The organism is Microbispora sp. NPDC049125, from assembly GCF_040802045.1.
GTDB lineage: Bacteria > Actinomycetota > Actinomycetes > Streptosporangiales > Streptosporangiaceae > Microbispora.
Map to the genome: position 1 here is coordinate 253,165 of NZ_JBEZDW010000003.1, position 14,603 is coordinate 267,767.

Here is a 14,603-nt window from a genome sequence, read left to right on the forward strand (position 1 = left end):
AAGGGAGTGGCCGCCAGCCCGGTGCAGGTGACCGGCACGGTGCTGACGACGCGCCGGGTGGACGCCTACCATGCGCTCACCGTCGTCGCGCCGGGCATCGCCGACCGCACCCGGCCCGGCAACTTCGTCACGGTCGCCGTGGGAGGGCACAACACGTCGATGCTCACGCGGCGGGCTTTCGCGATCCACGAGGTGAAGCCGGACTACGGTGGCACGGTGGAGCTGGTCTTCAGCGTGCGCGGCGCGGGAACGGCCTGGCTGGCCGACCTGCGCGTGCGGGACACCCTCGACCTGGTGGGCCCGCTGGGCCGTCCCTTCCCGCTGCCCCGCGATCCGTGCACGTGCGTGCTGGTCGGCGGCGAGTACGGCTCGGCGTCGCTGTTCGCGCTGGCCGACGCCCTGCAGCGGCGCGGCTGCCGGATCGACTTCGTGCTGGGGGCCCCCAGCGCCGACCGGGTCTTCGGTGCGCTGCGGGCCCGCAGGATGGGCGAGACGACGACGCTGACCACCGAGGACGGGTCGCTCGGCATGCGGGGCTCGGTGACCGACGTGCTGCCCGGCGTGATCGCCGACGCGCGGGCCGACGTGGTGTACGCGTGCGGGCCGATGGAGACGCTGCGGGGGGTCACCGCGGTCGCCGTCGACTTCGGCATTCCCGTGCAGGTGGCCGTGGAGGAGTCGATGGCCTGCGGCATCGGCGTCTGCATGACGTGCGTGCTGCCGGTGATCGGTGACGACGGCGTGACGCGGATGGTCCGGGCGTGCACCGAGGGCCCGGCCTTCCGCGGGGAGCGGGTCCGGTTCGACGACGTCGGGACGATCCCGTTCGACGCCTTCGGCGCCCCCGGTGGACGGCATGCCTGAGCCGGAGCGTCCTGGTCGGCGGCGCAGGCCCGGAGGGGCCGTACTGCGGGGCGGGCGAGCGGGCTGGGAGCGAGGCCATGAGCGCTGACCTGCGGACGTATCTCGCGCACGTGGAGTTGCCCAACCCGGTGCTGACCGCGTCCGGGTGCGGGGGGACGGGCCGCGAGCTGGCCCAGTTCTTCGACGTCACCCGGCTGGGGGCGTTCGTCACGCGGTCGATCACGATGGCGCCGCGCGCCGGGCGGCCGACGCCGCGGATGGCGGAGACGCCGTCGGGCCTGCTGAACGCGGTGGGGCTGCAGGGCCCCGGAGTCGACGCGTTCCTCGAACGTGAGCTGCCCTGGCTGGCGGAGCGGGGGGCGCGGACCGCCGTGTCGATCGGCGGCGGCACGGTCGCCGAGTACACGGCGCTGTCGCGGCGGCTCGCCGACGTGGCCGGGATCACGGCCGTGGAGGTCAACCTGTCGTGCCCGAACGTCGAGGACCGGGGCCGGGTGTTCGCCCGTGACGGGTCGGCGGCGGCCGAGGTGGTGGCGTCGGTCCGCGCCGCGACGCGCTACGACGTCCCGGTGATCGCCAAGCTGTCGCCGGACGTGGCGGACGTGGTCGCCGTGGCGCGCGCGTGCGTGGACGGCGGCGCCGACGCCCTCGCGATGATCAACACGCCGGTCGGCATGAGCATCGACATCGACACCATGCGCCCGTCGCTCGCCGCGGGCACGGGGGGCCTGTCCGGCCCCGCCGTACGGCCCCTGGCGGTGCGCTGCGTGTGGCAGGTCCACGCCGCGCTCCCGGGGGTCCCGATCATCGGGATGGGCGGCGTGGCGACCGGCAGGGACGCGCTGGAGCTCATCTTGGCGGGCGCGTGCGCCGTCGCCGTCGGCACCGCGCTGTTCCACGACCCGTATGCCTGCCCGCGCATCCTGCGGGAGCTCGAGGAGCTCCTCGCCGAGCGCGGGTTCGACCGGCTGGCCGACGCCGTAGGGCTCGCCCACCGGCCCATGGGGGCGCAGCCCCGCACCAGAACCGATCTCGAGGAGAGTTCCCTGTGACCACGCCCGCTCCCATCGCCGTCGCCCTGGACGCACCTGATCTGGAGACCGCGGCCCGATGGGCGGCCCTGGTGACGCCGCACGTCTCCACCGTCAAGGTCGGGCTGGAGCTGTACCTGCGCTACGGGCCCGACGTGATCGCGTCCGTGCGCGGCGCGAGCGGTGTGAACGTCTTCCTCGACCTGAAGCTCCACGACATCCCGAACACGGTCGCGGCCGCCGCCCGCGCGGTGGCGCGGCTCAAGCCGACGATCCTGACGGTCCACGCCGCGGGCGGGCCCGCGATGATCCGGGCGGCCGTGGAGGCGGCCCCGCAGGCGCGCATAGCCGCCGTGACGCTCCTGACGTCCCTCTCAGAGGCCGATCTCGCCGGGATCGGCATCCAGGGACCACCCGACCAGGCCGTCCGCCGTATGGCCGCTCTGGCGGTCGGGGCGGGGGCGCAGGCGCTCGTCTGCTCGCCCCGCGAGGTGGCCGCCGTACGGGCGGAGGTCGGCCCGGGGGTCATGCTCATCACCCCGGGCGTGCGGCTCCCGGGAGGCGACACGCAGGACCAGGCGAGGGTGGCGACTCCGGAGGACGCGATCAGCCAGGGGGCCGATCTCCTCGTGATCGGGCGGCCCATCACGGGCGCCCCGGACCCGGGCGCCGCGGCCGCCGCGATCGCCGCCGCGCTGCGCCGTGTGAGCGCCTGAGGGCCTTCGGGGCGGCGCCGGTCGTCACCAAGCGTTATCGGGGTCGCATCGCTGATGAGGCCGTTTTGATCGACAAAGAGTAACTTTTCCATTACCAAAAGTAGTAAAATCAATTTTGTAGTCAGAGAAACAAGTCTTGACGTTGCCTGATGGGGCATAGACCAGCTAGTTTCCCCTCCCGTCCGAGTACATCGACAAGAAATTCGAGGTGACCCGGCGTGGCTCTTCCTCCCCTGACCCCCGAGCAGCGCGCCGCAGCACTTGAGAAGGCCGCCAAGGCACGCAAGGAGCGTGCCGAGGTCAAGAACCGGCTCAAGCACGGCGGGGTTTCTCTGGCTGAGGTGCTGAAGGATGGGCAGACCGACGACGTCATCGGCAAGATGAAGGTCTCGGCTCTGCTGGAGTCGCTCCCTGGCGTCGGCAAGGTCCGCGCCAAGCAGCTCATGGAGAAGCTCGGTATCGCCGAGTCCCGCCGCGTGCGGGGTCTCGGTGCCAACCAGCGTGCCTCCCTTGAGCGGGAGTTCGGCGGCGCCGAGAGCTGATCTCGGCGACGCACGAGCACGTACACGGGGGTACGGAGTGACCGACACGTCCTGGTCCGCTGGAGATCGGGCCCACGAGGCAGACGCTTCCAGCGGGTCCGGGGCGCACGGCGGTGACTCCGCGCCTCGCAGCCGGCGCCTGACGGTCCTTTCCGGTCCGTCGGGTGTCGGGAAGTCCACGGTCGTCGCCGAGCTCCGGCGGTCCCACCCAGAGGTGTGGCTGTCGGTCTCGGTGACAACCAGGAGACCCCGCCCGGGGGAGACGCACGGCGTTGAGTACTTCTTCGCCGACGACGCCGAGTTCGACCGGCTGATCTCCTCGGGAGAGCTCCTGGAGTGGGCCGAGTTCGCCGGCAACCGGTACGGCACGCCCAGAAGGCCCGTGCTGGACAGGCTGGCCGCCGGCGTGCCCACGCTGCTTGAGATCGATCTTCAGGGCGCGCGGCAGGTGCGTTCCACCATGCCCGCCGCGCTGCTCGTCTTCCTCGCCCCCCCGAGCTGGGAGGAGCTGGAGCGGCGGCTGCGCGGACGGGGCACCGAGCCTCCCGACGTCATCGCCCGCCGCCTCGAGGTCGGCCAGGTCGAGATGGCGGCGGAGAAGGAATTCGACCTCACCATCGTCAACACGTCCGTCAAGGACGTGTGCCTCCGGCTGATAACCTTGATGGGAAACTCACCTAGCTAGGGGAATCAACGACGTGGCAAGCAACGCCGCATATGCCGAGGGCATCACCAACCCGTCGATCGACTCGCTTCTCGACATCGTCGACAGCAAGTACAGCCTCGTGATCATGGGTGCGAAGCGGGCGCGCCAGATCAACGCCTACTACTCCCAGCTCGGCGAGGGCCTGCTGGAGTACGTCGGTCCCCTTGTGGAGACCCACGCCCAGGAGAAGCCGCTGTCCATCGCGCTGCGCGAGGTCGCCGAGGGCCTGCTGTCCTCCGAGCCCATCGAGGGCTGACAGCCGTGGCGCTCGTCCCGCCGTTGCGGCTCCGGGCGCCCTGGGGCCCGTGCGACGTCGTATCCGCCGTGACGCCGGTGCGCGGGGCGGCCGGTGAGGTCCCGGCGGCCCGGGCGGTTCCCCGGGTCGCGGAGCACTGACGGTGACCTCGGTCGTCCTGGGAGTGGGCGCCGGCATCGCCGCCTACAAGTCCTGCGAGCTGCTGCGCCTGTTCACCGAGTCCGGGCACGACGTGCGGGTCGTGCCGACGCGTGACGCCCTCCGGTTCGTCGGCGAGCCGACCTGGGCCGCCCTGTCGGGCAACCCGGTCACCTCAGAGGTGTGGGAGTCCGTCCACGAGGTGCCGCACGTCCGCATCGGCCAGCACGCCGACCTCGTGGTCGTCGCGCCCGCCACCGCCGACGTGCTGGCCCGGGCGGCCGGTGGTCTCGCGGGCGACCTGCTCACCAACACGCTGCTGACCGCCCGGTGCCCGGTGGTGTTCGCCCCCGCGATGCACACGGAGATGTGGGACCACCCGGCCACCCGGGCGAACGTGGCCACCCTGCGGGAGCGCGGTTCCATCGTGATCGAGCCGGCCGTGGGCCGGCTGACCGGCGCCGACACCGGCCCCGGGCGCCTGCCCGACCCCGCCGAGATCTTCGAGGTCTGCCGCCGGGTGCTGGCCGGCCGCGGCGCCGACCTCGCGGGCCGGCACGTGGTGGTCTCCGCCGGCGGCACCCGCGAGGCGATCGACCCGGTCCGGTTCATCGGCAACCACTCGTCCGGCCTGCAGGGCTACGCCCTCGCTCGTACGGCGGTCGCGCGGGGCGCCGAGGTGACGCTCGTGTCGGCCAACGTGGCGCTGCCCGACCCCGCGGGGGCGAAGGTGGTGCGGGTCGACTCGGCGCGCCGGCTCCGTGAGGCCGTGCTCGCCGCCGCAGGCCATGCCGACGCCGTCGTCATGGCCGCCGCCGTCGCCGACTTCCGTCCCGTGCGGACGAGCGATACGAAGATCAAGAAGTCGGCGGCCGAGCCGGACGCCATCCATCTGACGCGGAACCCGGACGTGCTCGCCGAGCTGGGAGAGATCCGCCGGGCGAGGCGGGAGCCGTACGGGGACGCGGAACGGGCGGCAGGCCGGGGCGCCTCCGAGGGCGTCGCGCCGCCGTACCCCCGGGTGATCGTGGGCTTCGCCGCGGAGACCGACGACGTGCTGGCCAACGGCCGAGCCAAGCTGGAGCGCAAGGGCTGCGACCTGCTCGTCGTCAACCAGGTGGGGCACGGCCTCGCCTTCGGCACCCCCGACAACGCCGCCGTCGTGCTCACGGCCGAGGGCGGCTCCGTGGAGATTCCGCGGGGTCCCAAAGAGGATCTCGCCGACGTAGTGTGGGACCTGGTGGCGGCCCGCCTCTCCTGACTGCCCGCATGTCGTGCCGTGGACGTCCGGTGGGATGCCGCGCCCGGCCGTTGCGGCCGTCAGTGGGGTAGTGCGTGCGAGGGAGCGATCGCCATGCCGGTGTCCGCCGCGATCAGGCAGCGCTGCCGGGCGATGCTCGGCCCGGGTGAGGACATCCGCTACGTGTTCCCGGCCCTGTCGCTGCCGCCTCCCGCCACCATGGGCTTCCTGGTCGTCGTCACGGACCGGTCGATCACGCTGTTGTCGATCAAGATGTTCAGTCGCGACGAGCCGTCGGCGGTGTGGGCGACGTACCCGCGCCGCACGCGGCTGGGGCCTGTCGAGTTCGGCGCGGGGCCGAGGATCGAGATCGGCGGGATGGTCCTGGAGGTCGACGACGAGTACGTCGCGGTGGTCGCGGCGGCCGACGCCGAGGCGTTCTCGCCGGGCGATCTCCCCCGTGATCCGTTACCGGATCTCTGATCCGCCGCCTCCGGGGCCGTCCCCACGGCCGGATCGGCAGGCCCTGGAGCGTTTTCCGGGGTTTCCGGCATCCGGACGGACTTCGCGGTGCCGCACCTGGTGCGGCTAGACTCGCCTGAGCATCGGAGTGACCACCGATAGGGCTCTATCGGCGGTCATTTCTGGACGTCAGCAGCCGCTGCATGAGGAGCCCTGAGTTGTCCCGTCGCCTGTTCACCTCCGAGTCGGTCACCGAGGGCCACCCGGACAAGATCGCAGACCAGATCAGTGACGCGATCCTCGACGCCATGCTCAAGGACGACCCCAAAAGCCGGGTCGCCGTCGAGACGTTGATCACCACTGGCCAGGTCCACGTCGCGGGCGAGGTGACGACGGAGACCTACGTCGACATCCCCGCTCTGATTCGCGAGAAGATCCTAGAGATCGGCTACGACGCGTCCCACAAGGGCTTCGACGGCGCCTCGTGCGGGGTGTCGGTGTCGATCGGCGCGCAGTCGCCGGACATCGCCCAGGGTGTCGACGACGCCTACGAGCACCGCGCGGGCGAGGGCGCCGACGACTTCGACCGTCAGGGCGCCGGAGACCAGGGCCTGATGTTCGGCTACGCCTGCCGTGAGACCCCTGAGCTGATGCCCCTGCCGATCACCTTGGCGCACCGGATGGCCCGCCGGCTGTCGGAGGTCCGCAAGAACGGCACCGTCCCGTATCTGCGGCCGGACGGCAAGACGCAGGTCACCATCGAGTACGACGGGGACACGCCGATCCGTCTCGACACGGTGGTGGTGTCCACCCAGCACGCCCCCGAGATCGACCTGCTGCAGATGCTGGCGCCCGACATCCGTGAGCACGTGGTGGAGCCGGTGCTGGCGGATCTGGAGCTGGAGACCGAGGGCTACCGGCTGCTGGTCAACCCGACGGGCCGGTTCGAGATCGGCGGCCCGATGGGCGACGCTGGCCTGACCGGCCGCAAGATCATCATCGACACCTACGGCGGCATGGCCCGCCACGGTGGGGGCGCCTTCTCCGGCAAGGACCCGTCGAAGGTCGACCGGTCGGCGGCCTACGCCATGCGGTGGGTGGCCAAGAACGTCGTGGCGGCCGGCCTGGCCGACCGGTGCGAGGTCCAGGTGGCCTACGCCATCGGCAAGGCGCAGCCGGTGGGGTTGTTCGTCGAGACCTTCGGGACCGAGAAGGTGACGGTGGAGAAGATCCAGGACGCGGTGCTGCAGGTGTTCGACCTGCGCCCGGCCGCGATCATCCGCGACCTGGACCTGCTGCGTCCCATCTACTCCGAGACCGCCGCCTACGGCCACTTCGGCCGTGAGGGCGTCTCATGGGAGTCGACCGACCGGGCCGACGCCCTGCGCACGGCCGCCGGTTTCTGACGGCCTGCCGCTGCTCGCCTCCGTACGGCGCCCCCTCGCGGCGGGCGCCGTACGCATGCCCGGACGTGCGATTCCCGTCGCCCGGGTCTGATAGGACGTAGACGTGACCGAGTCCATCTCGTCCGCCGCATCCGAAGGCGCCGCGGGCGCGCACCCGCAGGAGGCCCTCATCCCGGCGCCGCCCCCGGTCCGGGGAGCGGCGGTCCGGGGGCCGGCGGCCCGGGGAGCGGCGGCCCGTGAGGCGGCGTCCGGGCGGTCGCGGGGCGGCGCGCGGAAGGGGGCCCGCGAGGCGGCGGAGAGCCTGCCGGTCGCGCGGGTCGTGGTGGACATCCCGCTGCCCCATCTCGACCGGCCGTTCGACTACCTCGTCCCTACGACGATGGACGCGGAGGCGGTGCCGGGCTGCCGCGTGCGGGTGCGCTTCGCGGGGCAGCTCGCCGACGGGTTCCTGCTGGAGCGGGTCGCCGAGAGCGCGCACCAGGGGAGGCTGGCCTTCCTGGAGAGGGTGATCTCGCCTGAGGCGGTCCTCACTCCTGAGATCGCCGGCCTGGCCAGGGCGGTGGCCGACCGCTACGCCGGGACGATGTCCGACGTCCTGCGGCTTGCCGTGCCGCCCCGTCACGCCCGGGTCGAGGCCGAGGCGCGGTCCCCCGCCCGCCGTACCGGAAGCCCGGGAGGCGACGCGGCCGAGGGGGCCTGGGGTGGCGTGCCCGAGCATGGTCTGGCCGGCGGTCCCGATCGCGATGTGCCGGACGGCGCTCTGGGCGGCGCGGCCGGCGGTTCGGCGCGCGCGGACGACGTCCGCAGTGAAGCCGCCGAGGACGGTGAAGCGGCCGCAGACAGCGAAGCGACCGAAGACGGTGAAGCGGCCGCAGACAGCGAAGCGACCGAAGACGGTGAAGCGGCCGGGGACGGCGCGCCGGAGCGCCACGTGGCCCCCGGCCCCGCGCTCGCCGTTGCCGGCCGCGCGGTCTGGAGGGCGTATCCCACCGGGGCGTCGTTCCTGGAGGAGCTGGCCGGGGGAAGGTCGCCTCGCGCGGTGTGGACGGCCCTTCCCGGGACGGACGCCATGGGCCCCACCTGGCCCCACGCGATCGTCGCGGCCGTGCGGGCGGCGCTGGCCGGCGGCCGGGGCTCCGTCGTGGTCGTGCCCGACGGCAAGGACGTGGCGCTGGTCGTCGGCGCGCTGGGGCAGACGCCCCATGTGGCGATCACCGCCGATCTCGGTCCGGCCGAGCGCTACCGGCGCTGGCTCAAGGCGTTGCGCGGTGAGGTCAGGGTCGTGGTCGGCAACCGTCCGGCCGCCTTCGCCCCGGTCGCGGACCTCGGGCTGGCCGTCGTCTGGGACGACGGGGACGATCTGCACGCCGAGCGGCACGCGCCGTACCCGCACGTGCGCGAGGTGCTGGCGCTGCGGGCGTTCAGGGCGGAGGCCGGCCTGCTGGTCGGCGGCTACGCCCGGACGGCGGAGGCCACCGCGCTGATCGAGAGCGGCTGGGCCGGCCCGCTCGTCCCAGGGCGGGACGCGGTGCGGGCCAGGGCGCCCAGGGTCCATCCCGCCGGCGACGACTCCGAGCTCGCGCGCGATCAGGCGGCCCGCGCGGCCCGGCTCCCCAGCCTCGCGTGGCGCACTCTGCGGCAGGGCCTGGAGCACGGGCCGGTGCTCGTCCAGGTGCCGCGCAGGGGCTACCTCCCGGCGCTCGCCTGCCAGCACTGCCGTGCCCCCGCCCGGTGCTCCGGCCTTCCTCCGGTGCGGATCGCCCCCGCCCCCGCCCCCGCCCCCGCCCCCGGCCTCGGCCCGCACCACGCCCCCGGCCCGCACCACGGCCCCGCCCCCGGCCCCGGCCCGCACCACGGCGTGTCCAGGGCCCTCCCGGCGCCTGCCGCCGGGCCGCCGGGGGCCGCCGCCGCGATGCCGCGCCCGCCCGCGGCGGACGCGCCGCCCGTCTGTTCGGGGCCGCTGGCGCTGCGCGGCGGCCACGCCGTGCCGTACTGCCGCTGGTGCGGTCGGATCGCCGGCGACTGGCGCTGCCCGTCCTGCGGCGGCAGGCGGGTCCGGGCCATGGTGGTCGGCGCGCGCCGCACCGCGGAGGAGCTCGGCCGGGCCTTCCCGTCGGTGGCCGTGCGGACCTCCGGCCGCGACGGCGTGCTCGCCACCGTCGGCCGCGCCCCCGCGCTCGTCGTGGCGACGCCCGGCGCCGAGCCCGTCCCCGAGGACGGCTACGCCGCGGCCGTGCTGCTCGACGGGTGGGCGCTGCTCGGCCGCCCGGACCTGCGCGCGGCGGAGGAGACGCTGCGGCGCTGGATGAACGCCGCGGCCCTGCTGCGGCCGGCGGCCGACCTCGTCGTGCTGGCGGACGCCGCGATGCCCGCCGTTCAGGCGCTGCTGCGCTGGGACCCGGTCACCTTCGCCGAGCGGGAGCTCGACGACAGGACCGAGCTCGGCTTCCCCCCCGCCGTGCGGATGGCGACGCTGACCGGGACGGGTGCGGCCGTGCGGGAGATGCTGGCGGACACCGACCTCCCCGGAGGCGCGCAGGTTCTCGGGCCCGTACCGGTGGAGGGCGGGCAGGAGCGCGCCATGATCCGCGTGCCCAGGTTCGGCGGCCCGGCGCTCGCGCGTGCGCTGAAGGGCGCCGGGGGAGTCCGGTCGGCGCGCAAGGCGGCTGACGTGGTGAGAGTGAGCATTGATCCGCTCGACCTCATCTGACCGATTCGCGATGCTGTTAGTAACCCGTTAGCGTCTCCCTGTGTCGATCGAATGGGTGAACCGGGCCATCGACGGCCTTCGCGCCTGGGGGCGCGAGAAGGACGTCGAGGTCGACGTCGACGAGGTGCGGCTGCTCTGCGACTACGCCAGCGACTATCTGGAGGTCAACGAGCTCGGCGACTTCCGGCCGGGCACGTTCGAGGAGCTGCTGCTGGAGATCTACCCGCGGAAGGTCATCGCCCCGCCGGAGAGCGCGGCGGAGACCGTCGCCGCGGCGCGCACGCTGGTCGGCTTCCTGCTGGACACAGGCGAGATCGGCAGCAAGACCGCCGCCCGGATGCTGGCGACGATCGAGGAGATCGAGCCGGAGATGCCCCGCGCGCTGGCCGACACGACGAAGTTCGGCATGGCCAAGAGCCTGTTCAGCGCGATCGGGCCCGACTCGCTGGAGCTCTCCGAGGACGGGACGCCCCAGCGGGCGTCCGGCGAGGACGCGGACGACTGCGACTGCCCCGGATGCGCGCCCCTGCCCGCCGTGCGGCTCGTGCCGCAGGAGGAGGTGGCGCGCGCCGCGCGGGAGGTGCCGCTGCTCCACGACGCCCACCGGGTGGCCGCCTGGATGGCCGAGGGGGGCCGCTCGACGACCGTCCGCAGGGCGCTGCGGGTGAGGGACGCCCGTGCGATGTCCGCGGAGCTGGGCATCGAGCGCCCGGCGCTCGCCTGGCGGCTCGCCCTGGAGCTGGGCCTGGCCCGGCTGGACGGCACGGCGGTCGTGGCGGGCGACGATTTCGGCCCGCTGGCCCTGCGCGCCGACGAGGAGGTGCTCGACCTGTGGGCGGGGACGCTGGAGTTCCTGATCGACTCGCCGGTGGCCGTCACCGGTGAGGACGTGGTCGACGACGAGATCTCCTCGATCCACGACCTGCTCTACCGCCTCCAGTCGCCCGTGCCGGTGGAGGCGTTCGCCGAGTATCTGCGGGAGGTCGCCGCGGGCCGCCAGGTGGGGCGGCTCGACGAGGCGCTCGGCGGGCTTACGTACGCGGGAACGGTCCAGAGGACCGAGGACGGCGTGTCCCTCACCCCGCACGGGCTGTGGGGGCTTCGCGAGGCGTACGCGGCGATGGGCATGGACGCCCCCCTCGCCCCGGACCTCGCGGAGGGCGACGCGAGCGGGCTGATCGCCGGCCTGATCGGCGACGGGCTCGCGGCGGAGGCGGCCGAGCGGGACATCGCCGCCTGGCTGTCCCGGCGCACCCCCGAGGAGGCCGTGGCGGAGCTGCTGACCGCCGTGGCGGGGGCGCCGGCCGAGGTGCGCGGGGTGGCCGTCACGATCGTGGACAGGCTGGGGCCGGAGGCCGCCCCCGCCGTACGGTCCTATCTCGGCGACGCGGAGCTGCGGCCGCACGTCATCCACTGGCTGTCCTCCCGGGGGCTGGACGCGCCCGCGCTGACCCCGGAGGAGGTGCTGTGGCTCAGCGTCGACATGCTGGCGCTCGCCCTTCCCGCGGCGGAGGCCGACCCGGAGGGCTTCGCGGAGAACATCGCGGCCTCCGGGCCCCCGGCTCACCTCATCGAGGACATGTGGCGGGTCGACCACCCCGATGTGGTCGAGGTTCTGGAGCTGCTCGGCGGCGCGCTCGCCGACCAGGCCGCCGCCAAGGCCGCCCGGAAAGCCGCCTTCAAGGCACGTTCGAGGGGCATCAGGTGACTGGTGTGGAGTAAGTTGCTGGAATGGCCGACAGCGACGTCCTCACATTTCCGCCGGTCGAGCTCGTCCGCGACGAGGAGCTGGTCGACGCGGTGCGCTCGGTCCCCCTCGTACGGGACGCCGAGCGCCTGGCCGGATGGACGGGTGTCCGGGAGGTCACCGAGGAGGGCCTGCTGACCGAGGCGGACGGCCTCGCCGCCGCCGCCGAGCTGGAGATCGAGGCCTCGCGGCTGCGCCTGCTGTGGGTCGTCGCGGTCAACGGCCGCCTCATCGAGGTCACGCTCGAAGGCGCCCGCCCCGGCCCAGGCACCGACGACCTGATGGACTTCTGGGACGGCGTGGTCATGGACGTGCTCGACCGCACGGAGGAGGGCCTGACGGGCTCCGCCGTCGTCGACGAGCACCTGACCGAGATCCTCGCCACCATCTACAGCGTGAAGGAGGGCATGTCGCTGGTCTCGCTGGCCGGCGGCATCCTCCAGGCCCACGAGGTCGGCTGCGAGGCCCGCCAGCCCGAGCTGCGGCGGCTGCGGATGACCCTCCCCGGCGAGCTGGCCGAGGCCATGAGGCTGCTGGAGTACTGCGGGCTGATCGAGCTTTCCGGCGACCTCGTCAGGCTCACCCCGCCCGGGGTGTGGGCCGTACGCCGCGACCTGCTCCGTGAGGGCCACGACGCGCCCTCCCTGAGCGAGGTCGCCGCGTTCGCCGAGCTGGGGGCGGCCGAGCTGATCGACGCCATGCTGTCGGGCAGGGCCTCCGCCAGCGCCGCCACCCTGTGGCTGGAGCGGCGGGTGCCCGAGGACGCGGCCCGCGAGCTCATCAAGATCGCCGCCTCCGGCAACGCGGCGCAGCGCGGCACGGCCGGGACCGTCCTGGAGGAGCTGGGCCCCGAGGCCGAGCAGGCCGTGCGCGAGGCGCTCGACGAGCCGATGATGTGGCGGTACGCCGCCGCGTGGCTGGGCGTGCGGGACCTGGAGGCCCCGGCTTTGGGCGAGGGCGACGGGGCCTGGGTGGCCGTGGACACCCTGGCGGCCCTGCTCTACATCGGCGCCCCGGTCGACTCCGTCGCGCACCTGGACATCCTGGGGGAGGACCTGATCGCGCTGGTCCCCGAGATGAGCCGGGCCGACCACCCCGACGCGCTCGCCGTGCTGGAGATGCTCGGCAGGCACCACCCCGACCCGGTGATCGCCAAGACGGCCAGAAAGACGGCGATGAAGGCCCGCTCCCGAACGTAGACTGTGGTGATCCCCTCCACGTGACGTGAACGGAGTTCCACGTTGGCCATTCAGCCGATCCGCCTGTTCGGCGACCCGGTGTTGCGCACGCCGGCGGAGCCGGTGGTCGACTTCGACAAGGAGCTGCGCAAGCTCGTCAAAGACCTGACCGACACGATGATGGACGCCCCCGGCGCGGGCCTGGCGGCTCCCCAGATCGGCGTCGGCCTGCGGGTCTTCACCTACTACGTCGACGAGCAGCTCGGGCACCTGATCAACCCCGACCTCGACCTGTCCGACGAGCTCGACGAGGAGGGGGAGGAGGGCTGCCTGTCCTTCCCCGGGCTGACCTACCCGACTCCCCGCGCCATCCGGGCCGTGGCCAAGGGCTTCGACATGTACGGCGAGCCGGTCACGCTGGAGGGCACCGACATCATGGCCCGCTGCTTCCAGCACGAGACCGACCACCTGGACGGCGTGCTGTTCATCGACCGGATGGACGTCAAGCAGCGCAAGCTCGCCATGAAGGCCATCCGGGAGGCCGAGTGGAGCGGCCTGTCGGCTCCGGCGGTCAAGCTGTCCCCGCACGCCACCCACGGGAGGGCCCTGTAGTGCGCCTGGTCTTCGCCGGCACCCCGGAAACCGCGCTCCCGTCGCTGCGCGCCCTGCTGGACTCGCCCCGGCACGAGGTGGCGGCCGTCGTCACCCGGCCCGACGCGCAGTCCGGCCGGGGGCGGAAGGTCCACCCCAGCCCGGTGGCCCAGCTCGCGGAGGAGTCCGGCATCGAGGTGCTCAGACCGGCGAAGGCCGGCGACCCGGTGTTCCTCGACCGCCTCCAGGTGATCAAGCCGGACTGCTGCCCCGTCGTGGCGTACGGGGCGCTGCTGCCGCAGGCCGCTCTGGACATCCCGCCGCAGGGGTGGATCAACCTGCACTTCTCGCTGCTACCCGCCTGGCGGGGGGCGGCGCCGGTCCAGCACGCCGTGCTGCGCGGCGACGAGATCACCGGCGCCTCGACGTTCCGCATCGTCAAGGAGCTCGACGCGGGGCCCGTCTTCGGCGTGGTCACCGAGGAGATACGCGCGGACGACACCAGCGGCACCCTGCTGGGCAGGCTCGCCGAGTCGGGGGCCGGGCTGCTTCTGGCCACCCTCGACGGCGTGGAGGACGGCACGCTGGAGGCCCGCCCGCAGCCGGCCGAGGGGGTCACCCTCGCGCCGAAGATCGAGGTCGAGGACGCCCGGGTCGACTGGACGGCCCCCGCCATGCGGGTGGACCGGCTGATCCGCGCCTGCACTCCCGCCCCCGGCGCGTGGACCGAGTTCGCCGGCCGGCGGGTCAAGCTCGGCCCGGTACGGCCGGCTCCCGAGGCCGGCGGGCTCGCCCCCGGCGAGATCGCCGCCACCAAGGGCGCCGTCCTCGTGGGCACCGGCACCCACCCGGTGGAGCTGGGCGAGGCGCAGCCGCAGGGCAAGCGGCCGATGCCGGCCGGCGACTGGGCCCGGGGCGTCCGCTTCGCCGCCGGCGACGCCTTCTCCTGACGCGCAGCGCCGTTCGTAAACCCAGGGCTCCCTCCATGGTGCCGGGTCTGCGGGGGTGCGCGGGTG

Annotated in this window: 14 protein-coding genes; all 14 read left to right on the top strand. The window is 73.7% G+C overall.

Annotation, left to right across the window (positions count from 1 at the left end):
- Positions 1 to 6: 6 nt before the first annotated feature.
- The 14 genes from AB0B72_RS05395 to fmt all read left to right on the top strand — a co-directional run bounded on the left by AB0B72_RS05395 (position 7) and on the right by fmt (position 14,537).
- Positions 7 to 864, top strand: coding sequence for a dihydroorotate dehydrogenase electron transfer subunit (locus tag AB0B72_RS05395; protein WP_367737083.1), 858 nt, complete (start codon positions 7 to 9; stop codon positions 862 to 864).
- Between the two features lie 77 nt (positions 865 to 941).
- Positions 942 to 1,916, top strand: a complete 975-nt coding sequence (locus tag AB0B72_RS05400) for a dihydroorotate dehydrogenase (RefSeq protein ID WP_367737084.1) — start codon at positions 942 to 944, stop codon at positions 1,914 to 1,916.
- Positions 1,913 to 2,611: an orotidine-5'-phosphate decarboxylase gene (pyrF, locus tag AB0B72_RS05405; RefSeq protein ID WP_367737085.1), complete on the top strand. Its 699-nt coding sequence runs from the start codon at positions 1,913 to 1,915 to the stop codon at positions 2,609 to 2,611. Before AB0B72_RS05400 ends, pyrF begins: the two co-directional genes overlap by 4 nt.
- 218 nt (positions 2,612 to 2,829) lie before the next feature.
- Positions 2,830 to 3,153: an integration host factor, actinobacterial type gene (gene mihF, locus AB0B72_RS05410; protein ID WP_204010346.1), complete on the top strand. Its 324-nt coding sequence runs from the start codon at positions 2,830 to 2,832 to the stop codon at positions 3,151 to 3,153.
- Between the two features lie 139 nt (positions 3,154 to 3,292).
- The gene (gene gmk / locus AB0B72_RS05415; protein ID WP_367737175.1) at positions 3,293 to 3,838 is read left to right on the top strand and encodes a guanylate kinase; all 546 of its coding nucleotides are present in this window, start codon (positions 3,293 to 3,295) and stop codon (positions 3,836 to 3,838) included.
- A 13-nt stretch (positions 3,839 to 3,851) separates the two neighbouring features.
- Positions 3,852 to 4,115, top strand: coding sequence for a DNA-directed RNA polymerase subunit omega (rpoZ, locus tag AB0B72_RS05420; protein WP_367737086.1), 264 nt, complete (start codon positions 3,852 to 3,854; stop codon positions 4,113 to 4,115).
- 142 nt (positions 4,116 to 4,257) lie between these two features.
- A complete protein-coding gene (gene coaBC, locus AB0B72_RS05425; RefSeq protein WP_367737087.1) occupies positions 4,258 to 5,514 on the top strand; it encodes a bifunctional phosphopantothenoylcysteine decarboxylase/phosphopantothenate--cysteine ligase CoaBC in 1,257 nt (418 codons plus the stop codon).
- 93 nt (positions 5,515 to 5,607) lie between these two features.
- Positions 5,608 to 5,976: a hypothetical protein gene (locus tag AB0B72_RS05430; protein WP_367737088.1), complete on the top strand. Its 369-nt coding sequence runs from the start codon at positions 5,608 to 5,610 to the stop codon at positions 5,974 to 5,976.
- 197 nt (positions 5,977 to 6,173) lie between these two features.
- Entirely contained in the window at positions 6,174 to 7,361 is a 1,188-nt protein-coding gene (gene metK, locus AB0B72_RS05435; protein ID WP_367737089.1) for a methionine adenosyltransferase, read from the top strand.
- Positions 7,362 to 7,662: 301 nt separating this feature from the next.
- Positions 7,663 to 10,071, top strand: coding sequence for a primosomal protein N' (locus AB0B72_RS05440; protein ID WP_367737177.1), 2,409 nt, complete (start codon positions 7,663 to 7,665; stop codon positions 10,069 to 10,071).
- 40 nt (positions 10,072 to 10,111) lie between these two features.
- Positions 10,112 to 11,779 (top strand): hypothetical protein, encoded by a 1,668-nt coding sequence (locus tag AB0B72_RS05445; RefSeq protein WP_367737090.1) that lies wholly within the window; start codon positions 10,112 to 10,114, stop codon positions 11,777 to 11,779.
- Positions 11,780 to 11,802: 23 nt separating this feature from the next.
- Positions 11,803 to 13,017: a hypothetical protein gene (locus tag AB0B72_RS05450; protein ID WP_367737091.1), complete on the top strand. Its 1,215-nt coding sequence runs from the start codon at positions 11,803 to 11,805 to the stop codon at positions 13,015 to 13,017.
- Positions 13,018 to 13,059: 42 nt separating this feature from the next.
- Positions 13,060 to 13,608: a peptide deformylase gene (gene def / locus AB0B72_RS05455; RefSeq protein WP_367737092.1), complete on the top strand. Its 549-nt coding sequence runs from the start codon at positions 13,060 to 13,062 to the stop codon at positions 13,606 to 13,608.
- Positions 13,608 to 14,537 (top strand): methionyl-tRNA formyltransferase, encoded by a 930-nt coding sequence (gene fmt / locus AB0B72_RS05460; protein WP_367737094.1) that lies wholly within the window; start codon positions 13,608 to 13,610, stop codon positions 14,535 to 14,537. Before def ends, fmt begins: the two co-directional genes overlap by 1 nt.
- Positions 14,538 to 14,603: the final 66 nt, after the last annotated feature.

Coding starts and splice junctions, on each gene's coding strand:
- AB0B72_RS05400 (WP_367737084.1), top strand. CDS start 942: ATGAGCGCTGACCTGCGGACGTATCTCGCGCACGTGGAGTTGCCCAAC.
- AB0B72_RS05430 (WP_367737088.1), top strand. CDS start 5,608: ATGCCGGTGTCCGCCGCGATCAGGCAGCGCTGCCGGGCGATGCTCGGC.
- AB0B72_RS05450 (WP_367737091.1), top strand. CDS start 11,803: ATGGCCGACAGCGACGTCCTCACATTTCCGCCGGTCGAGCTCGTCCGC.